The organism is Luteibacter sp. NPDC031894 (assembly GCF_050273135.1).
Lineage (GTDB): Bacteria > Pseudomonadota > Gammaproteobacteria > Xanthomonadales > Rhodanobacteraceae > Luteibacter.
In genome coordinates this window covers 59,642-80,473 of sequence record NZ_JBNNMV010000004.1, presented here as the reverse complement: position 1 = coordinate 80,473, position 20,832 = coordinate 59,642, and the positions used below count along the sequence as shown (strand labels likewise).

The 20,832-nt window shown below is 67.3% G+C and carries 17 protein-coding genes; 15 read left to right on the top strand and 2 right to left on the bottom strand.

The genetic code is table 11. The annotated features are described in order from the left end of the window. Nucleotides 1-23 precede the first annotated feature (23 nt). Nucleotides 24-1,904, bottom strand: a complete 1,881-nt coding sequence (locus ACQKIE_RS12460; protein ID WP_427459522.1) for a M61 family metallopeptidase — start codon at nt 1,902-1,904, stop codon at nt 24-26. A 144-nt stretch (nt 1,905-2,048) separates the two neighbouring features. On the opposite strand from ACQKIE_RS12460, the gene ACQKIE_RS12455 reads away from it, so the two are divergent. Beyond that, the gene (locus ACQKIE_RS12455; protein ID WP_427459520.1) at nt 2,049-2,507 is read left to right on the top strand and encodes a DUF4442 domain-containing protein; all 459 of its coding nucleotides are present in this window, start codon (nt 2,049-2,051) and stop codon (nt 2,505-2,507) included. Nucleotides 2,508-2,523: 16 nt separating this feature from the next. On the opposite strand, the gene trxA is transcribed toward ACQKIE_RS12455, so the two are convergent. After that, nucleotides 2,524-3,396 carry a thioredoxin gene (gene trxA, locus ACQKIE_RS12450; protein WP_427459518.1) on the bottom strand — a complete coding sequence of 291 codons (873 nt, stop codon included), beginning with the start codon at nt 3,394-3,396 and terminating at the stop codon, nt 2,524-2,526. Between the two features lie 170 nt (nt 3,397-3,566). On the opposite strand from trxA, the gene ACQKIE_RS12445 reads away from it, so the two are divergent. From ACQKIE_RS12445 to tldD, 14 genes are all read left to right on the top strand, one after another. Next, on the top strand, nt 3,567-4,178 hold the full coding sequence (locus tag ACQKIE_RS12445) for a paraquat-inducible protein A (RefSeq protein ID WP_427459516.1): 612 nt from the start codon (nt 3,567-3,569) through the stop codon (nt 4,176-4,178). Next, nucleotides 4,175-4,795, top strand: a complete 621-nt coding sequence (locus ACQKIE_RS12440) for a paraquat-inducible protein A (protein ID WP_427459514.1) — start codon at nt 4,175-4,177, stop codon at nt 4,793-4,795. Before ACQKIE_RS12445 ends, ACQKIE_RS12440 begins: the two co-directional genes overlap by 4 nt. Next, nucleotides 4,792-6,468 (top strand): intermembrane transport protein PqiB, encoded by a 1,677-nt coding sequence (locus tag ACQKIE_RS12435; protein WP_427459512.1) that lies wholly within the window; start codon nt 4,792-4,794, stop codon nt 6,466-6,468. The genes ACQKIE_RS12440 and ACQKIE_RS12435 overlap by 4 nt, the downstream gene beginning before the upstream one ends. Next, nucleotides 6,465-7,058: a PqiC family protein gene (locus ACQKIE_RS12430; protein ID WP_427459510.1), complete on the top strand. Its 594-nt coding sequence runs from the start codon at nt 6,465-6,467 to the stop codon at nt 7,056-7,058. Before ACQKIE_RS12435 ends, ACQKIE_RS12430 begins: the two co-directional genes overlap by 4 nt. Before the next feature lie 217 nt (nt 7,059-7,275). Next, nucleotides 7,276-10,014, top strand: a complete 2,739-nt coding sequence (gene leuS, locus ACQKIE_RS12425; protein WP_427459508.1) for a leucine--tRNA ligase — start codon at nt 7,276-7,278, stop codon at nt 10,012-10,014. A gap of 2 nt (nt 10,015-10,016) precedes the next feature. Further along, nucleotides 10,017-10,574, top strand: a complete 558-nt coding sequence (gene lptE, locus ACQKIE_RS12420; protein ID WP_427459506.1) for an LPS assembly lipoprotein LptE — start codon at nt 10,017-10,019, stop codon at nt 10,572-10,574. Nucleotides 10,575-10,635: 61 nt separating this feature from the next. Continuing rightward, a complete protein-coding gene (gene holA / locus ACQKIE_RS12415) occupies nt 10,636-11,598 on the top strand; it encodes a DNA polymerase III subunit delta (protein ID WP_427459953.1) in 963 nt (320 codons plus the stop codon). Beyond that, nucleotides 11,595-12,236 (top strand): nicotinate-nucleotide adenylyltransferase, encoded by a 642-nt coding sequence (gene nadD / locus ACQKIE_RS12410; RefSeq protein WP_427459504.1) that lies wholly within the window; start codon nt 11,595-11,597, stop codon nt 12,234-12,236. The genes holA and nadD overlap by 4 nt, the downstream gene beginning before the upstream one ends. Nucleotides 12,237-12,349: 113 nt before the next feature. Then, a complete protein-coding gene (gene rsfS / locus ACQKIE_RS12405) occupies nt 12,350-12,736 on the top strand; it encodes a ribosome silencing factor (protein WP_427459502.1) in 387 nt (128 codons plus the stop codon). Between the two features lie 6 nt (nt 12,737-12,742). After that, nucleotides 12,743-13,213, top strand: coding sequence for a 23S rRNA (pseudouridine(1915)-N(3))-methyltransferase RlmH (gene rlmH, locus ACQKIE_RS12400; RefSeq protein ID WP_427459500.1), 471 nt, complete (start codon nt 12,743-12,745; stop codon nt 13,211-13,213). 10 nt (nt 13,214-13,223) lie between these two features. Continuing rightward, nucleotides 13,224-13,781 carry a Maf family protein gene (locus tag ACQKIE_RS12395; RefSeq protein WP_427459498.1) on the top strand — a complete coding sequence of 186 codons (558 nt, stop codon included), beginning with the start codon at nt 13,224-13,226 and terminating at the stop codon, nt 13,779-13,781. A 55-nt stretch (nt 13,782-13,836) separates the two neighbouring features. After that, nucleotides 13,837-15,324 (top strand): ribonuclease G, encoded by a 1,488-nt coding sequence (gene rng, locus ACQKIE_RS12390; protein WP_427459496.1) that lies wholly within the window; start codon nt 13,837-13,839, stop codon nt 15,322-15,324. Between the two features lie 12 nt (nt 15,325-15,336). Further along, nucleotides 15,337-19,224: a YhdP family protein gene (locus ACQKIE_RS12385; RefSeq protein ID WP_427459494.1), complete on the top strand. Its 3,888-nt coding sequence runs from the start codon at nt 15,337-15,339 to the stop codon at nt 19,222-19,224. Nucleotides 19,225-19,337: 113 nt separating this feature from the next. Continuing rightward, nucleotides 19,338-20,777, top strand: coding sequence for a metalloprotease TldD (gene tldD, locus ACQKIE_RS12380; protein ID WP_427459492.1), 1,440 nt, complete (start codon nt 19,338-19,340; stop codon nt 20,775-20,777). Nucleotides 20,778-20,832: the final 55 nt, after the last annotated feature.

Below are 20,832 nucleotides of genomic sequence, written 5' to 3'. Positions count from 1 at the left end.
GCTATAGCGGCTCCTACAGGGTGTTACTTCTTCGGCGTCGCGATGGCGCCTATCAGGTCCTTGCCCTCGCCGCGCACGAGGTGCGGATACTTCAGGCCCCCGTGGTAATCGACCTTCACCGTCGAATACGCCTCGATATCCTTCATGAGCAGCTCGATCGGCCCGCTCGACGATTTGGCATCCGTCACCGCATCCTTCAGCACCTTCGGCGAATAGTCCTTGCCGTTCACCGCGACGATCGTCATGCCGGGCACGATGCCGGCTTTCGCGGCGACGCCGTCCCACTGCGAGTCGGTCACTTCGCCCTTGTCGGACACCTGGATGCCCAGCGAATAAGCCAGGTTCACCGTCTTGCGGAGTTTCTCGGCTGTCTTGGCGAACGCCGTGGGCGTGTCGTCGTACACGAGCTTCCACCCGCCGCCCTCGATGCCGTGTTCGGGCAGCGTATCGCCGGTGTAGTCGAGGCGCTGGCGCAGGAACGTCGCCCAGTCATAGGGTTGGACCCCGTTCAACGTGGCGATGACGTCCTCGAAGGTATAGGTCTTCGGCGTGTAGCTGCCGTTGTCCATGCCGTAGAACGCGCGCGCGAATTCGTCGAGCGTATGTTTGCCGCCCGAGAGGTCGCGCATCTTCGTGTCGACGTCGAGCCAGAGCAGCTGGCCTTCAGGGTAATAGTCCGAGCCGCGGCGCCGGTTCGCCCAGCCCCGGCTGCCGCGCGACGACAGCGGGATGCCGTCCGCGGTGTCCTGCAGCGAACGCCACGAGCGCCCGGTGCGGGCCGACATGTCCGCTGCGATGCCGGCGAGCGAATCGCGCCACTGCGCGGTGGTCCAGATGCCGGAACGCGCGGTGAGCACGCCCGCCCAATAGTCGGTCAGCCCTTCGTAAACCCATAGCAGGTCGTCCTGCATCGGTTCGGCGAAGCTGGGTGTCCACAGGTCGGCGGGACGTCGGAATTTGCCGTTCCACGAATGGATGTATTCGTGGGGGAGGAGGGTGCCCGCCGCCACGTTCACGTCCGGGTCGGTGAGGAAGTTCGCGTAGAGGCGATCGTCGCTGGACTGGTGGTGCTCCAGGCCGAAATGGTTGGTGTGGTCCGATGTGACCAGCAGGAAATCGTAGTGGCCGTAGTGGTGCGCGCCGAACAGCTTGTTGGCCTGGACCACGAGCGCGCGCTGCTTTGCGATCTGCTCGTCGGTGGCCTTGACGCCGGCGGCCGTGTCGCCGGTGATGTTGAGGTGCACCTGGGTGGACTGTCCCGGCGCGAGGTCGATGCGGTTGAAGTGCTGGCCGGCCATGACGGGCGAGTCGACCAGGTTCTCGAAGCTGACGGGCTTGAAGCGCACTTCGTCGCCCGACTGCGACGCCGTCTCCAGCGCCGAGGCGTACTTCCACCCGGTGGGCAGCTTCACCGTCGGCTCGATCGTGATCCGGCTGGTGTAATGGCCGGCAGGATAGAAAGCGACTTCGTTGAACGACAGCGGGACGTAGTTCGGCGTCGCCGGCGCGAGGTATTCGAACGCCAGGTCCAGCGTGTCCACGCCCTCGGGCACGTCCACGTGGAAGGCATACATCTCCTTCAGGTCGCGGCGCCAGGGTATGCGCTTGCCGTTTGCCGTGACAACGAACCCCGCCACGTTGGAAAGCGGGCCCGAGGGTGCGTGCACGCCGGGGATCCATTTCGGGTAGTACAGGATCGCGTGGCCCGCGGTCACCGGGATGGTCTCGCGCACGTGATAGAGGTGCTTCGATGCGTCCGAAAGGTCCACGTGAAGCGTCAACGTGCCGGGGTAGGGCTGGTCCGCGGCGGCCGGCAAGTCGGCGGCCACGGCCTGGGAGGCGGAGAAAACCATCGCGGAAGCGACGGCGGCGGCGAGGGTGGCGCGGCGGAGCGGATGGCGCATGGCTCGGATCCCCTGGCGGTTGTCGACCTCCGATAGTCGGCGTCCGTCGACGGCGGGGACGTGTGTCATAGGTCATGGACCGGATGGTTGCGTTTGAAACGGGGGACTTTCGCGCATGCCGATCGCATCGCTAGCATGGCGGCCATGAAAGCTCGCACGATGCGGCGCATCCTCAACGCCTGGCCGCCCTTCCTCTTCACCGGCATCCGTGTCGTCACGCTGGACGACTATCGCTATGCGAAGGTCCGGCTGAAGCTCACGTGGTACAACCGCAATTACGTGCGCACGCACTTCGGCGGCAGCCTGTTCGCCATGACCGATCCCTTCTGGATGATCATGACGTTGCAGAGCCTGGGCAACGATTACATCGTGTGGGACCAGGCGGGGGAAATTCGCTTCGTCTCGCCGGGCAGGGAGGACGTCTTCGCGGAATTCCGCATCGAGGACGCCGTGCTCGACGAACTACGAGCCGCCACCGCGAATGGCGAGAAGTGCCTGCGCTGGTTCGACACGGATATCCGCACCGCCTCCGGCGAACTGGTGGCAACGGTGCGCAAGCAACTCTACGTGCGTCGGAAGAAGCCGAAATCGGCGGCTCCGTAGAAGCGCGAAGCCCCGCTCAGAAAAGCAGCGACGCCATCTTCCGGCGGTAACTGCCCACCAGTTCCGCGTCGTCGATCGTCGCGAAGGCGGCGAGGAGACGCTTCTTCGCCTGGCCGTCCTGCCAGTCGCGCTGGCGCTTGAGGATGTCGAGGAACTGGTCGAGCCCGGCGGCGACGTCGCCTTCGATGAGCAGGCGCACGCCGAGGAGGTCGCGCGCTTCCCAGTCGGCGTCGTTCGCCTGCACCCGGGAACGCAGCTCGTCCATCGACGGCGCGCCTGCCAGCGCGCGGGCGAGTTCGAGCTGGCTGCGCAGGCGCACGGCACGCGCGTCGGTGGCGAGGTTGGCGGGCAGGGCGTCGAGTTCCGCTTGCGCGGGATCGACCTGTCCGGCCCGCATGAGGGCGAGCGCGAGGTCGAGTTTCAGTTCGGCGCGATCCGGCTCGGCCGCGATGGCCTGCTGCAGGCGATTGATCGCGTCTTCCGGCGTCTCGGCCGGAGCACGCGCCGCTTCGCCGCCGCCGTCGCCTTCCGCCGGCTGCACGCCGTGACTGGCGAGGAATTCGCGGATCTGGCCTTCCGGGAGCGCACCGGCGAATCCGTCGACGACCTGGCCGCCGCTGATGAGGATCACGGTGGGGATGCTGCGCACGCCGAACATGGCGGCGAGTTGCTGCTCGGCGTCGACGTCGATCTTCGCGAGACGGAACGCGCCGTTGTACTCGACCGCCAGCTTCTCGATGATCGGCCCGAGCGATTTGCATGGGCCGCACCATTCGGCCCAGAGGTCGACCAGGATGGGCGTCTCGAGCGAGGCCTTGATGACGTCGTTCTCGAAGCCTGCCGTGGTTGCGTCGAAGACGTGTTCGCTAGGGGTCTGGGCGCTGCTCACGGGATGCTCCTGGGGGCCGGGGTCGATGCCCCGTAAGTCGGGGAAGCGAAGGAGGATATCAAGGTCCGCCGCGCCCCAGGGCGGGTAGGGGAGGCTCCCGTCATGCGCCGTTTACGCGGATTTGCGATCATAAGAGACGGGCCCATTGCGGCCTTCGACCACGGGAAGGCATGCATAACGCCCAGGACCTGATCGTCTGCGAACACTGCGATTCCGTCTATCGGAGGCGGAGCCTTGCGCGTGGCGAGGTCGCCGATTGCGAAGTGTGCGGGGCCGTGCTGGAACGTCACCAGTGGCTCGGCGTCGAGGCGCAGTTCGCGCTGATCGCGGCCGCTTTCATCGTCTTCGTCATCGCCAATGTGTCGCCGATCGTCACCCTGGGCCTCTCAGGCATGACCGCGGCCACCACGTTGTGGGGTGCCGTCATCGCCATGTGGAGCGATGGCGCCCAATTGGTCGCCTTTCTCAGCGCGATGACGCTGTTCTTCTTCCCGCTCGCCCAGATACTGATTTTCGGCTGGGTGCTCTGGTTTGCCCGCACGGGCCGTCGCGCGCCCGGATTCGCCCAGGCGATGTCGGCCCTGGTCAGGGTCAAGCCGTGGAGCATGATCGAGGTGTTCATGCTCGGCACGCTGGTCGCGGTGGTCAAGGCGCACACGTATTTCGACGTGGTGCCGGGGCCGGGCATCTGGGCCTTTGGGTTCCTGACCCTGCTCATCACCGTGTTCTCAAGCCTGGACCCGCGGGAACTCTGGAACCTGACCCGCGAGGAGGCCGCGTGAACGCGCCGCCCCGGGCCCAGGACCTCGGCATGATGTCCTGCCACGTCTGCCGGCTGGTCACGGCGTACACGGACGATCCCCACGCCCATTGCCCGCGCTGCGGGAGCGTCCTGCATGCCCGCAAGCACGGGAGCATCACGCGCGCCTGGGCGCTGCTGCTGGCCGCGGCGATCTTCTACATCCCGGCGAACGTGTTTCCCATCATGCGCACGCAGAGCATCTCGTCGCGGGACGACAACACCATCCTCAGCGGCATCATGGAACTGTGGCGGGCGGGGTCGCCCGGCCTGGCGGTGATCGTCTTCACGGCCAGCATCATCGTCCCCATGCTGAAGTTCATCATCCTTGGCTACCTGCTGGTTTCGGTGCAGCGCTCGAGCGCGCTCGTGGCCAGGCAGCGGGCCAAGCTTTACCGTTTCGTGGAACTGGTCGGTTACTGGTCGATGCTCGACGTCTTCGTCGTGGCGATCCTTTCCGCGCTGGTCCATTTCAAGATACTGAGCCGCGTCGAGCCCTTGCCCGGCGTGGTCTATTTCGGCGTGGTCGTGGTGCTCACGATGCTGTCGGCCATGAGCTTCGATCCCCGCCTGATCTGGGATAACAGGAAATCGCAATGAGCGACGCCAACGCAGGAAACACGCCTCCGGGAGATGACTTGCCGCAACCGGTGGTGCGCAAGTCGAAGCTCGGCTTCTCGCTGGTCTGGCTCGTGCCCATCCTGGCGGCGCTGGTGGGCATCTCCCTGCTGGTCAGTCACTTCATGTCCGCGGGTCCGCAGATCACCGTGTCGTTCCTGACGGCCGAGGGCATCGAAGCCGGCAAGACGCAGGTGAAGTACAAAAACGTGGTGATCGGCAAGGTCACCACCATGCGGCTGTCGAAAGACCGCACCCACATCACCGTGATGATCGATCTCGACAAGGACGCCCGCGCCTTCGCCACCAAGGGCACGCGCTACTGGGTCGTACGGCCGCGCATCGGCGCCAGCGGCGTGTCCGGCATCGATACGCTGCTTTCCGGTGCCTTCATCGGCGCGGACGCCGGCGATTCAGAGGACGAACAGAGCGAGTTCACCGGCCTGGAAACGCCGCCGGCCGTGACCCATGGCGCGCCCGGCCGGCGCTTCGTGCTGCATGCCGCGGACCTGGGCTCGCTCGATATCGGCTCGCCCGTTTACTACCGTCGCATCCAGGTGGGCCGCATCGTGTCCTATGAGCTGGACAAGGATGGCAAGGGCGTGTCGCTGCAGCTCTTCATCGACGGCCCTAACGACCGCTTCGTTTCCAAGGACTCGCGCTTCTGGAACGCCAGCGGCGTCGACGTGTCGCTGGGGGCGGATGGTCTCAGGATGAATACGCAGTCGCTGGCCACGGTGATCGCCGGTGGCGTCGCCTTCCAGGACCCACCCGGACCGCACGAGGCGGTGCCGGCGCCGGAGATGGCGGAGTACACCCTGTTCAATGACCAGGCGACGGCGCTGGCGCCTCCGGACGGCAAACCGCGTTACATCCGCATGCGCTTTGCCCATTCTCTGCGCGGCCTGGCGGTGGATGCGCCCGTGGAGTTCCTGGGCGTCAAGGTCGGCCGTGTCGTGTCGGTGAACCTGGATTACGACCCGAAGACGCAGACCTTCCCGGTCATCGTGGGCGCGCTCGTTTATCCGCAGCGCCTTGGTCAGGCGCACGAGAAGTTGGCGAAGGCGGTCGGCGGCGACGACGACAGCCTGTTCCCGCGCATCATGAGCGGCCTGGTGGCGCACGGACTGCGTGCACAGGCGCGCAGCGGTAACCTGCTCACGGGCCAGCTCTACATCGCGCTCGACTTCGATCCAAAGGCGCCGAAGGTCGCCTTCGACGTGAACGCGAAGCCGGTGGAGTTGCCGACCACGCCGGGCGATTTCGACCACCTGCAGGAGCAGATTTCGAGCATCGTCGACAAGGTGGAAAAGATCCCGTTCGACTCGATCGGCCGGAACCTCGACGGTAGCCTGAAGGAACTGCACGGCACCCTGAAGCAGGTGAATGGCGATCTCCTGCCCGAGGCGAAGAAGACCTTGCAGGGGGTGAACCATACGATGGGCACGGCGAACGAGGCCCTCTCTGAGAATTCGCCGTTGCAGCAGAACATCGCCAACACGCTCGAGGAACTGCAGCGCACCGTGCGTTCGGTGCGGGCGTTCACCGATTACCTCGGCCGTCACCCGGAAGCGCTGCTGCGCGGTCGCGGTGCGGACGCGCCGCCGGCCATCGCCACCCCGTCCACGAAGCAGGGCAAGGAAGAAAAGCCATGATCCACTCCCTCCGCCTCGTCGGTGTCGCCCTCGTCGTCGCCGTTCTCGGCGCATGCGCTTCCGCACCGACGCATTTCCACACGCTGGTGCCGCCGTCGGCGCCGTTGGCAGCAGCCTCGGCACCCTTCGTCATCGATGTGTTGCCCGTGGGCGTGCCGCCACAAGTGGACCAGCCCGCGCTCGTGCTGCGCCAGGGAACGAGCGGCATCGCCGTGCTCGATGGCGAGCGCTGGGCGTCGCCCCTTGGAGACGAAATTCGCGGCGCGCTGTCGGCCGACCTCGCGGCCCGCCTCGGCACGCACGACGTCCACGGGCTGCCGCGCGCGAAGGACGCGAAAGTCGTCCGCGTGCAGCTGGACGTTCGTCGCTTCGATTCGGAGCTGGGCGGTAACGCCACGCTGGAGGCATCCTGGTCCGTGCGCGGTGTGGAGCCGGCGGCGGCGAACTGCGCCTCGCGCGTCACCGAGCCCGCTGGCTCGGGCTACGACGGCCTCGTCGAGGCGCACCAACGCGCGCTGGGCAAAGTGGCGGACCAGGTGGCCGCAGCGGTCCGTTCCGTGGCGGCCGGCCAGACGGCGAACTGCCAGTAACCAGCGCTGAGAGCACCTCCTATGGCCCGCCGGGTGGGAGCCGACCCTGTCGGCGATGGGTCCTTGCATCGCCGCTGAAGCGGCTTGCAAAGGTCTTGCATCCGCCCGTCGCGGGGCGCCCGGGCTTGGCCTTCCCGCCCCTGTGGGATAGTCTCCCGCGACTGAGCGCCGTGCTTTCCGCGCGGCCACCCGAGCATCCCCACCGGTACCGAACACCATGCAGGACACCCACGATCAGGGCACGCGCGAGCAGGGCGGTTACGCCCCGGACGTCGTCGAGACGGCCGCACAGCGCTTCTGGAACGAAACCCGCGCCTTCGAGGTGACCGAGGATTCGGGCAAGCCGAAGTACTACTGCCTCTCGATGCTCCCATACCCGTCGGGCGCCCTGCACATGGGCCACGTGCGTAACTACACCATCGGCGACGTGATCAGCCGGTTCCAGCGCCAGCAGGGCAGGAACGTGCTGCAGCCGATGGGTTGGGACGCGTTCGGCCTGCCTGCCGAGAACGCCGCGATCAAGAATCGCACGGCGCCGGCGAAGTGGACCTACAAGAACATCGAGCACATGCGCGAGCAGCTGAAGCGCATGGGTTTCGCCTATGACTGGAGCCGCGAAGTCACCACCTGCAAGCCCGAGTACTACCGCTGGGAACAGCAGATGTTCACCCGGCTGATGAAGAAGGGCCTGGTGTACCGCAAGAACAGCGTGGTGAACTGGGACCCCGTCGACCAGACGGTGCTCGCCAACGAGCAGGTGATCGACGGCCGCGGCTGGCGCTCCGGCGCGCTGGTGGAGAAGCGCGAGATCCCGCAGTGGTTCCTCAAGATCACCGCCTACGCGCAGGAACTGCTCGACGGTCTCGACGCGCTCCCCGGCTGGCCGGATGCCGTGAAGACCATGCAGCGCAACTGGCTCGGCCGCTCCGAGGGCCTCGAGATCTCCTTCGACGTGGACGGCTGGAGCGAACCGCTCACCGTGTTCACCACGCGGCCGGACACGCTCATGGGCGTGTCTTACCTCGCGGTGGCGGCCGAACATCCCATCGCCACGCGCGCCGCCGAAGGCAACGCGGGCCTGGCGGAGTTCATCGAGGGCTGCAAGGCCGGCGGCGTGTCCGAGGCCGAGGTGGAGACGCAGGAAAAGCGCGGCTACTACACCGGCGTGGATGCCACGCATCCGATCACCGGCGAAAAGCTGCCGGTGTGGGTCGCCAACTTCGTGCTGATGGGCTATGGCACCGGCGCCGTGATGGCCGTACCGGGCCACGACCAGCGCGACTGGGAATTCGCGCAGAAGTATTCGTTGCCGATAAAGATGGTGGTGGTCGATCGCGGCGTCGTGGACGCCGTGGCGGAACTGAAGCGAGACCTCGCCGCCGAGGGCACGGACACGGTGCAGAATGCCCTGGACGGCGGCTCGTCGGACGCCTACCAGTCCTCCGCCGCCGTGGAGACGATCAAGACCTTCGAAAACCGTATCCAGGCCGTCGAGGCCTATACGGAGTACGGCACCCTCGTGAATTCCGGTGAGTTCGACGGGTTGGAATTCAAGGAGGCGTTCGAGGCGATCGCGGCGAAGCTGGCGGCCAGCGGGCGCGGCGAGCGCCGGGTCAACTGGCGTATTCGCGACTGGGGCGTGAGCCGCCAACGCTACTGGGGCTGCCCGATCCCGGTGATCTACTGCCCGCAGTGCGGCGCCGTGCCGGTGCCGGAAGACCAGTTGCCGGTGGTGCTGCCCGAGGACGTGGCGTTCTCGGGCGTCCAGTCGCCGATCAAGGCCGATCCCGAGTGGCGCAAGACCACGTGCCCGCATTGTGGCGGCGCCGCCGAGCGCGAAACGGACACCTTCGACACCTTCATGGAGTCCAGCTGGTACTACGCCCGTTACACCAGTCCCGGTGCCAACGGCCAGGTGGACGAGCGCGCGAAGTACTGGACGCCGGTGGACCAGTACATCGGCGGCATCGAGCACGCGATCCTGCACCTGTTGTATTTCCGCTTCTACCACAAGCTCATGCGCGACGAAGGCCTGGTCGACAGCGATGAGCCGGCCACGAACCTGCTCTGCCAGGGCATGGTGATCGCCGAAACCTACTTCCGTAAGGAGGCCGACGGCTCGTTGACCTGGTTCAACCCCGCGGATGTCGATGTGCGGCGCGACGAGCGCGCGCGCATCGTCGGCGCCGTATTGCGCGCCGACGGCAAGCCCGTGGAGATCGGCGGCATCGAGAAGATGGCGAAGTCGAAGAACAACGGCGTGGACCCCCAGTCCATGGTCGAGAAGTACGGCGCGGACACCGTGCGCCTCTTCTCGATGTTCGCCGCGCCGCCGGACCAGTCGCTGGAATGGAACGAGGCGGGCGTCGAAGGCATGGCGCGCTTCCTGCGCCGGCTGTGGCGCGACGTCAACGCCCATGCGGATTCCGTTTCGGCGAACGTCCCAGGCGATGAAGGGGCCCGCAAGGCCCTGCGTCGGCAGCTACACGAGACGATCCAGAAGGTCGGCGACGACATCGGCCGCCGCCAGTCCTTCAACACCGCCATCGCGGCGCTGATGGAACTGCTCAACGCGCTCGGCAAGTTCGACGATGCCAGCGCCCACGGCGTGGCGCTGCGCCAGGAAGCCTTCACGGCGATGGTGCAGCTCATCAATCCGTTCACCCCGCACGTGGCGCATGCGCTGTGGCAGGTCCTCGGGCATGGGGAAACCCTGGTCGAGGACGCCGGCTGGCCCGAGGTGGACCCTTCGGCCCTGGTCCGTGACTCCCTGACCTATGCCGTGCAGGTGAATGGCAAGCTTCGCGCTACCATCGAGCTGCCGGCGTCGGCCTCGAAGGAAGAGGCGGAGGCGATGGCGCGGGCCGAGCCGAACGTGGCCCGCCTGCTGGAAGGCCAGACCGTGCGCAAGGTGATCGTCGTGCCCGGCAAGATCGTCAACATCGTCGCAGGATAACCATGAGCCCGAACCTCCTTCGTTCGCTTCGCGTCGCCGCGCTCCTCTCGGCCGTTGCCTTGCTCGCCGGCTGCGGATTCCACCTGCGGCAGACGGCGGCGTTGCCGCCGGGGATGAAGAAGATCCACCTCACCGTGTCCGGTGGCGGCAAGCTCGAGCGCGAGCTGAGCCGGGCATTGGGTAACTCCGACGCGACAGTGGTGAGCGAGCCCTCGCCGGATGCGGCGGAGCTGACGATCACTTCCAACACGTTCCGCACCGACTCGCTCACCGTGAGCGGTACGGCGCGCGTCACGGAATATGCCGTGCGCTACCACGTGGATTTCAACGCCAAGGCGGCAGACGGTACCGTGATCATTCCCTCGCAGGCCGTCGACATGTCCCGCGAGTTCAGTTACGACGCGACCAACACCATCGGCACTGCCAGCCAGACCGAGGAGTTGCAGCGCAGCCTCATCGGCGACATGGTCCAGGCCATCCTGTTCCGCCTGCAGGCAGCCGCCGAACACCCCGCCGTGGCGGCGCCCGCGGCGGCGCCGGCGCCCGCGACCTCCCGCTGATACGGTCAGCGGCGTGCCCCTGAATCCCGTCCAGTGGCAGAAGCACCTCGCGGGCGACCGCATGGCGCCGGTGTACCTGCTGGTGGGCGAGGAGCTGCTGGTGCTCGAAGCCGCGGATGCCATGCGTGCCATGGCGCGGCGCCTGGGTTACAGCGAACGCGAGGTGCTCGAGGCCGACAGCCGGTTCGACTGGGACGACCTGGCGCGGGCCTCGGCCGGCTTGTCGCTATTCGCCACACAACGCCTGCTCGACCTGCGCCTGGCCGGCGGTCGCGCGGGCAAGGACGGCGGTGCGGCCATCTCGGCCTTCGTCGCCGATCCGCCCCCCGACACGACGCTGCTGATCACCGCCACCGAGTGGAGCAGCAAGCACGAAGGCGCCTGGACGAAGAACGTCGACCAAGGCGGCGTGCAGGTGGTTTTCAATGCGCCGCGGCCGCACGAATGGACACAGTGGATCGGCGCGCGGCTCGCCTCGCGGGGCCTCAAGGCCACGCCGGACGCAGTCGCGATGCTCGCGGAGCGGGTCGAAGGGAACCTGCTTGCCGCGGCCCAGGAGATCGACAAGCTCGTGGTCCTCGCTGGCGATCGGCCGCTGGATGCTACGGCATTGGAGGGCCTCGTCGCCGACAGCGCGCGCTTCGATGCCTTCAAGCTCACCGATGCGGCCTTCGCGGGCGATGGCGCGCGCGCCTTGCGCATCCTCGCCGGCTTGCGCGCCGAAGGTGACGAACTCATCGCGCTGATGGGCTGGCTGGTCAACCAATTGCAGTTGGCCATGCGCCTGGCGAACGCGCGCGACTTCGCGGCGCAGGCCAAGGCGGAACGGCTGTGGCCGGCGCGCGAACAGCTGTTTCGAAAGGCCCTGCGCCGAGCGCCACGCGAGCACTGGATGGCCTGTCTCGCCCGCGCCGCGCGGATCGACCGCATGGCGAAGGGGCGGGAGCAGGGCGATCCGTGGCTCGAGGCGGAGCGTCTCGTCGCCGCCATCGCCGAACCCCGCGCCGCGGTGGCCTTCGGATGAGTGGGGTGCCTCCGCTCGCGATTCTCGGCGGCACCTTCGACCCGGTCCACCACGGTCACCTCCGTGCCGCGTGGGAAGCGGCCGAGGCACTCGGCGCCGAAGTGCGCCTCGTGCCCGCCCGCACGCCGCCGCACCGCCCACCGCCGGTGGCCGATGCCGCCGGACGTGTGGCCTTGCTCCGGGCCGCGCTCACGGGCCAGGACCGCCTGACCATCGATACGCGCGAACTCGAGCGGGACGGGCCCTCCTATACCGTGGATACCCTCGCGTCGCTGCGGGCCGACGTCGGTCCGGACAGGCCGTTGGTGCTCCTGGTGGGCGCCGACGCCTTTGCCGGCCTGGCCTCGTGGCACCTGTGGCAGGACCTCTTCACCTTCGCCCACCTCGGTGTGCTGAGCCGGCCGGGCGCCGTCCCGGCGCCCGCCGGCGCTCTGGCTGCCTTCGTCGCGGGGCGTCGGGCGCCGCGCGTGCATGGCCCCGCCGGAAGCGTGGTGGACATCGCCATCACCCCTCTCGACATCGCCGCCACGGCCATCCGCGAGTCCTTCGCCGCGGGAAATGAACCGCGGTTCCTGCTGCCGACGGCCTGCTTCGACGACGAGGCGCTCCTGGCGCCCTATCGCGCCCTCGGACGCTAATCGCCGACAGGGTCGGCCATGCCTTTACCTGCCAGGACATTTGACGCGCCCGGATCGCTCGGGCGTTATACTGCCCCCAACCCCGGCATCCTGCCGTACGAGGGTTCCGCATCTTGAGTTCGACTGCATCCCGCAAGGCCAAGTCCGCCGCCAGTAACGAGCACCTGCGCCTGCGCGTGGTAGCCGCCCTCGAAGACCTCAAGGCAAAGGACGTTCGTGAAATTGACGTCCGCGGCAAGACCTCCATCGCCGACATCCTCTTCATCGCTTCGGGCACCTCCGCCCGGCACGTCAAATCCATCGCCGACGAAGTCATCAAGTTCGCCAAGGAAGCGGGCGTGATGCCGCTGGGCGTGGAAGGCCAGACCGAGGCCGAATGGGTGCTGGTCGACCTGGGCGACATCATCGTGCACGTCATGATGCCGCGCATCCGCGAGTTCTATGGCCTGGAACGCCTGTGGACCGTGGGCGACGACGGCGCCGAAGCCGCGAACGCTTAAGCTCCCGTGCGGGCTCGCCTCATCGCTGTCGGCGAGCGCATGCCGGCCTGGGTGGCCGAGGGCTTCGCCGAATACCGCAAGCGGCTTTCGCATGACCTTCCTCTCGAGCTGATCGAGATCAAGCCGGGCACGCGCGGCAAGGGTCGCGACGACGCGAAAGCCACCCTCGACGAAGGCGCCGCGATCCTGGCGGCGCTTCCGCGCGATATCCACGTCGTCGCACTCGATGGCCGCGGCAAGGCCTGGTCGAGCGAAGACCTGGGCCAGCAGCTTGAGCAATGGCGCATGGGTGGCCGCGATATCGCCTTCCTCATCGGAGGCCCCGACGGGCACGCGCCCGACGTCCTCGCCCGCGCCGACCAGCGCTGGTCGCTGGGGCCGCTGACCTTGCCGCACATGCTCGTCCGCCTGGTGCTGGCCGAGCAGCTCTACCGCGCCACGACCCTCGTGGCCGGGCATCCCTACCACCGCGCCTGAAGGACCCGCCGTGCTGTACCTGGCCTCGCAATCGCCCCGCCGTCGCGAACTCCTCGACCAGCTCGGCGAGCCCCACCGCACGCTGGATGTCGACGTCGCGGAGGCCCGGGAGCCTGGCGAAGCGCCGGACGCCTATGTCGCCCGCGTGGCCCTCGACAAGGCGCGTGCCGGTTTCGCCCTCGTGGCCGGCGAGGACAGTGCCCGCGTGCTTGGCGCCGATACCGAGGTCGTACTCGGTGACGAGGTGTTCGGCAAGCCGCGGGACGCCGATGACGCCAAGGCCATGCTGAGCCGCCTGGCGGGTCGGGAGCACCGGGTGGTCTCGGTTGTGTGGCTGGTGGATGCCAGCGGCGAGCGCCGTGCGACCTCGGTGTCGACGGTGCGGTTCGACACACTCTCCGAGAGCGACATCGTCGCGTACGTCGCCACGGGCGAATGCATGGGCAAGGCCGGCGGTTATGCCATCCAGGGACGCGCTGGCGCCTTCGTGGCACACCTTTCCGGCAGTTATTCAGGCGTCATGGGCTTGCCCCTGTTCGAAACCTCCCAGCTTCTTCGCGGCCAGTGACAGGTCGTCGATGCGCGGGCTATAAAGCAGGTCGTCCGAAGGAAAAGGCAGCGCGGTGAGCGAGGAAATCCTGATTAATGTCACTCCGCGTGAGACGCGCGTGGCCATCGTCGAGAACGGCATGCTCCAGGAAGTCCATGTGGAGCGCGCCCAGAAGCGTGGCTACGTGGGCAATGTCTACAAAGGCCGCGTGCAACGGGTGATGCCGGGCATGCAGGCGGTCTTCGTCGAGATCGGGCTGGAGCGCGCCGCGTTCCTGCACGCGTCCGACATCGTGCGACCGCCGCTGCCGCCGACCGATGCGCCCGTCGAAGGCAAGGGTAACGGGCACGGTCCCGTGCCGCCGATTTCGGAACTGGTGCACGAAGGCCAGGAAATCGTCGTACAGGTCGTGAAGGATCCGATCGGCAGCAAGGGCGCGCGTCTTTCCACGCACTTGTCGATCCCGTCGCGCTACCTCGTGCTGCTCCCTCACTCGCGCACGCTGGGCGTGTCGGTGCGCATCGAGGACGAGGCCGAGCGCCAGCGCCTGAAGGACATCATCAACCCGCTCATCGGCGAGAACCACCTCGGCTACATCGTCCGCACCAATGCGGAGGGGCAGTCGGAAGAATCGCTGGCCTTCGACGTGACGTACCTTGGCAAGGTCTGGCGCGTGGTGCAGGAGAACATCCAGAAGGCGAAAGTGGGGGAGCGCGTTTACGAGGAACTGTCGTTGCCGTTGCGCTCGCTGCGCGATTCGCTCAACGACGGCATCGAGAAGGTCCGCGTCGACTCGCGCGAGACCTTCGAGAAGACGGTCAAGTTTGTGCACAAGTTCATGCCCGTGCTATCCGACCGCATCGAGCACTACGCCGGCGAGCGCCCGATCTTCGATCTGTACGGCGTGGAAGACGAGATCCAGCGTGCGTTGCGCAAGGAAGTGCCGCTGAAGTCAGGCGGCTACCTGATCGTCGACCAGACCGAAGCGATGACCACCATCGACGTCAACACGGGCGGCTACCTCGGTAGCCGCAACCTCGAGGAAACCGTCTACCGGACGAACCTCGAGGCAGCGCAGGCGGCTGCGCGCCAGCTGCGCCTGCGCAACCTCGGCGGCATCGTCATCATCGACTTCATCGATATGACGGACGACGAGCACAAGCGCCAGGTACTGCGCATGCTCGAAAAAGGACTCGCGAAGGACCACGCGAAGACGACCGTCTACCCGATGTCGGCGCTTGGCCTCGTCGAGATGACGCGGAAACGCACGACGGAAAGCCTGGAACGCCAGCTTTGCGAACCGTGCCCCGCCTGCAGCGGACGCGGCACCTTGAAGACGGCCGAGACGGTGATCTACGAGATCTTCCGTGAGATCACCCGCGCGGTGCGCCAGTTCAACGCGCAGAAGCTGCTCGTGATGGCCAGCCCCAAGGTGGTCGGCCGCATCCTCGAAGAGGAATCCGCGGCGGTCGCAGAACTCGAGGAATTCATCGCCAAGAGCATCCGCTTCCAGGCGGAAGAGCATTACTCGCAGGAACAGTTCGATGTCGTCCTTCTCTGAGTCCGCCTGCCGGTGAATGGCGGATGGCGCCACCGCGCGAGACGCCTGCGGTTCGTCTTGCTGGGATTGTTCGGCAGCCTGCTGGTCGCGTTGGCGATACTGATGGCGCTCGGTCAACTGCTGCTCCCGCTGGCGGCGCATTACCCGGAGCGCGTGGCGGCCCTGCTCAGCGAGCGGTTGCACCGGCCCGTGCGGTTCGCCTCGCTGGAGGGATTCTGGCGACCGTCGGGCCCGCTTTTCGTGATGCGCGACGTCACCCTCGCACCGAGCGAGGGTGGCGAACCGCTCCACCTGCCCCAGGCAGCGGTGAAGCTCGACTTCGGCGCATTCGTGCTGCCGTCGAGACACCTCATCAACCTGCGCCTGCAGGGCCTTCGCCTCGGCTTGCGTCGCGCGGCCGACGGCCGATGGAGCATCGATGGCTTCGGTGCGGGTGGGAGCACGCAGAAAGTTTCGCTCGGTAACCTCTCGGCGGACCTCTGGCTCGGCGACCTGCGCCTCGACATCGTCGACGACACGTCGCGGCGGCACTATGGCCTCATCGCCGACCAATTGCAGATCAGCCTGCGGGGCCACGCCATCCGTTTCGGCGGCAGCCTCCGGCGCGAGAAGACGGTCGGCTTGCTCACGGCCGCCGGGAAGTTCGCCGAAGACGGTTCGAGCGGGCGCATCTACGTGAAGGGCGCGGATGTCGACTTCGCGGCCCTCACGGGCGATTTCGACATCGACGGGTATGCGCTGGCCGGCGGCAAGGGCAGCTTCGAGAGTTGGCTGGATTGGCGCGACGCCCGCGTCGTGCGCGCCACCTGGCGCGTCGACCTCGACAATCTCGCCGTGCGCGGCCCTGCCCGCACGGTCCGGACAGCGGGCCTGCACGGCGTCGTCGATCTGCATCGCACGGCGGAAGGCGACCGCTTCGATTGGGCGGGGAGTGACGGCAGCGATCTCGCGCTCATCCTGCGCCGCTCGGGCGAACGCACGGAGGGAACCGTCGTTGCCCGCAAGCTCGAACTCGCGCCCTTGCTACCGTGGGCGGGCGTGTTGCCGCAGGTATCGCCATCGCTGGCGCGCTGGCTCGGCGAAGGCCGTCCACGTGGGCGCTTCGACCAGGCGCGGGCCGACTGGAACTCCGACACGGGCATGAGCTTCCTTCACGCCACATTTTCCGGGCTTGGCATCGACGCCAGCGGTAGCCTGCCGGGCGTGACGTCGATGAAGGGAGAGGTCTTCGGCGACGGCGAGGCGCTGGCGCTGAGCCTACCCAGCCAGGCCACGACCATCGACGCCACAGGTGTGTTCCGCAAGCCATTCGCGATGTCGTCGCTCGGTGGCGACGTCGCCGTGTACAAGGACGGCGACGACTGGCACATCGGCGTCGATCCGCTGGATTTCCGTGGCGAGGGGTACGGCGGACAGGCACGCGGCGAAGTGGTGCTGCCCGCGGGCGATAGTGGCCCCTTCATGGATATGTATGTGGCGCTCGGTGAAGGCGAGGTGCCGGCGGCGAAGCTGTTCTGGCCGATCCACTCCATGTCCGAGGGCGCGCAGAACTGGCTGAACCGCGGCCTTGTTTCCGGCCGGATCGCGGGGGGCTCGGCACTGCTCCGCGGCAACCTTCGCGACTTTCCCTTCAAGAACCAGGAAGGCCGATTCGAGGGCCGCGCGATGCTCGAGGACCTGGTGCTCGACTACGGCACCGGCTGGCCGCGCGGCGAAGGCATCTCCGCCGTCGCCGACTTCATCGGCAATGGCATGTATGTGGAGGCGAGCGCGGGGCATGCGCTGGGTAACGCGGTCAGCGCGGCGTCGGCGGCCATTCCCGATTTCGCGGACGGCGTCCTCGATCTCAAGGTAAGTGGCGCCGGCACGGGCAGCAGCTATCTCGACTTCATCAAGAACAGCCCGGTCGCCAGCCGCAGCCGCGACGTACTCGACAAGATGAAGCTCGGCGGTACTGGCGAATTCGGCTTCAACCTGCTGATGCCGCTCAAAAGCGCGAAGGACTTCACGCTACAGGGCAAGGCAACGATCAAGGATGCCGACCTCGTCGCCGACGAATGGAAGCTGCGCCTGGACAAGATCACCGGGCCGATGAGCTTCGACGGCACCGGTTTCAGCGCGAAGGGCTTGAACACGTCGTTCCATGGTCAGCCGGCGCAGCTCGACGTCGCCATTGCCGGCGCGACCGGCGATCCCGCGAAGGTCCTCGACGCGTCGGTCAGCGGCGCGTTCACCGTGGGCGAGATGGTCGGCGACTTCGAGAACCTCAAATGGCTGGCCGACGTCGCCAAGGGTCGGGGCCGTTTCCGCGTGGGCTTCGACCTTCGTAAGACGGGCGAGGGCGACGCCACGGCGCAGACGCTGCGCGTGGATTCGGACCTGAGCGGTGTCGAGCTGGCGATGCCCATACCCGTCAAGAAGCCCGCGAACATGGTGACGCCGCTCTCGGTGAGCGTCGGCTTGCCGGTGGACGGCGCGCGGCTGGACATCGCGCTAGGCGACGTCGTGCGTGGCAGGCTGCGCTTGCCCACCGCCCGCGAACCGATCGCCGCCGCTTTCAACCTGGGCACCGCCGCGCCGGCGGCGATGCCCGCACAGGGTTACCTCATCGGCGGACATGCGGCCAAGCTGGACGCTTCGGGGTGGGTCCAGTACGTCGTCGGGCTCTCGACGGGGGAAGCAGGTCCGGGGCTCTCCGCCCTGGATGTGACGACCGACGACGCCGAGGTGTTCGGCCAGCATTTCGCGAACATGCATATCGTCGCGAAGCCGGGTCCGCAGGAACTGTCATTGCGCGTGGACAGCGACGGCATGGCGGGCGCGCTGACCGTGCCCAACGACGAACTGCGACGCCGTGGCATCACGGCTCGCATGGATCGGTTGTGGTGGCCGGCGGCCGATGACGCGGCGGCGGCGACAGCGAAGAAGGGCAAGGCCGCCGTCGGTGCCGCGGCGACCACCGCGGCAACGGTGGCCAAGTCCGAGGACGCGAAGGTCGATCCAACGGCGACCAAGAAACCACCCGATGCGAACGAGGCTGGCGTGGCGCCTTCGAGCCTGCCACCGCTGCACTTGCAGGTCAGCGACATGCGCCTGGGCAAGGCACGCCTCGGGGAAGCGCGCCTGGAAACCTGGCCCACCGATGAAGGCATGCACATCGACCAGTTGCGTGCACAGTCGAAGAACGTGCAGATCACCGCGTCCGGCGATTGGAACGGCGACGATAAACGCAGCCGCACGCACCTGACCATGGATTTCGCCTCGGAAGACGTGGCGCGCATGTTCGATGCGCTTGGTTTCGCGGGCATCCTGCAGGGGGGGCGCACCTCCGCGCGGCTGGACGCCACGTGGCCGGGCGGGCCGTCGGCGCTCGCGCTGGCGAACATGGACGGCACGCTCAAGGTGGACGTCGCCAATGGCCGCATCCTCGAAGTGCAGCCCGGCGTCGGCCGCTTGTTCGGCCTCATCTCCGTCACCGAACTGCCGCGCCGCCTCTCGCTGGATTTTGGCGACGTGTTGGGCAAGGGCTTCGGCTTCGACTCGATCAAGGGTGACTTCCGGTTCGCCGACGCCAACGCCACGACGAACAACCTGACGATCCGCGCGCCGGCCGCCGAAATCACCATCACCGGTCGCGCCGGCCTGAAGGCACGCGACTACGACCAGGAAGTGCTGATCGTGCCGCATGTCGGCAACAGCCTGCCCGTGGTGGGCGCTCTGGCCGGCGGCCCGGTCGGCGCCGCCGCGGGACTTGCGGTGCAGGGCATCCTCGGCAGGGGCCTGAACCAGGCCGCTCGCAAGCGATACCACGTGACCGGCAGCTGGGACAAACCTGTCTTCACCCCCATCGACAAAGGCCAACCCTCGACCGCTCCCCCGAGCAATAAAAGCTCGCTGTAGGAGCCGCAATAGCGGCGAGAAGCCAACAACGCGGCGACGCAGTACCCTCCGGCTTTAAGCCAACCCACCACGCCCCCAGATATGGGGTCACCCGTTCCCCAACCGGCAGCCCCATGGATTCCCTGATCTCCCTCGCCGAACGTCGCCTCCTCACGCCCGGTGGCCTCGCCGCCAACGACCTGGACCGGGTGTTCTCCCAGCTGATGGGCCCATCGATCGACGCCGCCGACCTCTACTTCCAGCATTCGCGCAGCGAGTCCTGGGTGCTGGAGGAGGGCATCGTGAAGGACGGCAGCCATTCGATCGAGCAGGGCGTGGGCGTGCGTGCGATCTCCGGCGAGAAGACCGGCTTTTCGTACTCGGACGAGATCGTCCTGCCACAGCTGCTCGAAGCCTCGCGCGCCGCGCGTGCGATCGCCCAGGGCGGCGCGGGCGCGGGCAAGCCGCTGGCGCTGGCCACGGGTCGCGGCCTGTATCCGGCGATCGACCCGGTCGAGAGCCTGCCGAACGAAGACAAGATCGCTTTGCTGCGCGACGTGGACGCCTATGCGCGCTCGCGCGATCCGCGGGTAAAGCAGGTCGTGGTGAGCCTCGCCGCCACGATGGACACGATCCTCGTCGCCGCATCCGACGGCACGCTGGCCGCCGACGTACGACCGCTGGTACGCCTCAACGTGCAGGTGATCGTCGAGCAGAATGGCCGCCGCGAACAGGGCCATGCCGGCGGCGGTGGCCGTTATGGTTATCGGGAACTCATCGAGAACGGACGCGCGCATGCCTTCGCCGCGGAAGCCGTGCGCCAGGCGCTGGTCAACCTCGAGGCGGTCGACGCGCCAGCGGGCAGCATGACTGTGGTCCTCGGCCCCGGCTGGCCCGGCATCCTCCTCCACGAAGCGATCGGCCACGGCCTCGAAGGCGACTTCAATCGCAAGGGCAGCTCCGCGTTCGCCGGGCGCATCGGCCAGCGTGTCGCGGCCGAAGGCGTGACCGTGGTCGACGACGGCACGCTGCCGGGCCGCCGCGGCTCGCTGAGCATCGACGACGAAGGCACGCCCAGCGAGTGCACCACGCTGATCGAGAACGGCATCCTCAAGGGCTACATGCAGGACAAGCTCAACGCACGCCTGATGGGCGTGAAGTCCACCGGCAACGGCCGCCGCGAATCGTTCGCGCAGCTGCCGATGCCACGCATGACCAATACGTACATGCTCGCCGGCGAGCGTGATCCGGAAGAAATCCTGCGCTCGGTGAAGCGCGGCCTCTATGCCGTGAACTTCGGCGGCGGCCAGGTCGACATCACCAACGGCAAGTTCGTGTTCTCGGCCAGCGAGGCCTACCTCATCGAGGACGGCAAGATCACGCGCCCGGTGAAGGGCGCGACGCTCGTGGGCTCCGGTCCCGAGGTGCTCACCCGTGTCTCGATGATCGGCAACGACCTGGCGCTGGACGAAGGCGTCGGTGTCTGCGGGAAGGATGGCCAGAGCGTGCCCGTCGGCGTGGGCCAGCCGACGCTTCGCGTTGACGGCATGACGGTGGGTGGCACCGCGGCATAGCCCGCTGCCAAGGTGTCGCAAACTTGACGCGTGACGTTGAACGCGCGCGTCGAGC

Bases quoted from the DNA above. Each gene is read 5' to 3' on its own strand.
- ACQKIE_RS12460 (WP_427459522.1), bottom strand. From the start codon at position 1,904: ATGCGCCATCCGCTCCGCCGCGCCACCCTCGCCGCCGCCGTCGCTTCC.
- ACQKIE_RS12455 (WP_427459520.1), top strand. From the start codon at position 2,049: ATGAAAGCTCGCACGATGCGGCGCATCCTCAACGCCTGGCCGCCCTTC.
- ACQKIE_RS12445 (WP_427459516.1), top strand. From the start codon at position 3,567: ATGCATAACGCCCAGGACCTGATCGTCTGCGAACACTGCGATTCCGTC.
- ACQKIE_RS12435 (WP_427459512.1), top strand. From the start codon at position 4,792: ATGAGCGACGCCAACGCAGGAAACACGCCTCCGGGAGATGACTTGCCG.
- ACQKIE_RS12430 (WP_427459510.1), top strand. From the start codon at position 6,465: ATGATCCACTCCCTCCGCCTCGTCGGTGTCGCCCTCGTCGTCGCCGTT.
- leuS (WP_427459508.1), top strand. From the start codon at position 7,276: ATGCAGGACACCCACGATCAGGGCACGCGCGAGCAGGGCGGTTACGCC.
- lptE (WP_427459506.1), top strand. From the start codon at position 10,017: ATGAGCCCGAACCTCCTTCGTTCGCTTCGCGTCGCCGCGCTCCTCTCG.
- holA (WP_427459953.1), top strand. From the start codon at position 10,636: ATGGCGCCGGTGTACCTGCTGGTGGGCGAGGAGCTGCTGGTGCTCGAA.
- nadD (WP_427459504.1), top strand. From the start codon at position 11,595: ATGAGTGGGGTGCCTCCGCTCGCGATTCTCGGCGGCACCTTCGACCCG.
- tldD (WP_427459492.1), top strand. From the start codon at position 19,338: ATGGATTCCCTGATCTCCCTCGCCGAACGTCGCCTCCTCACGCCCGGT.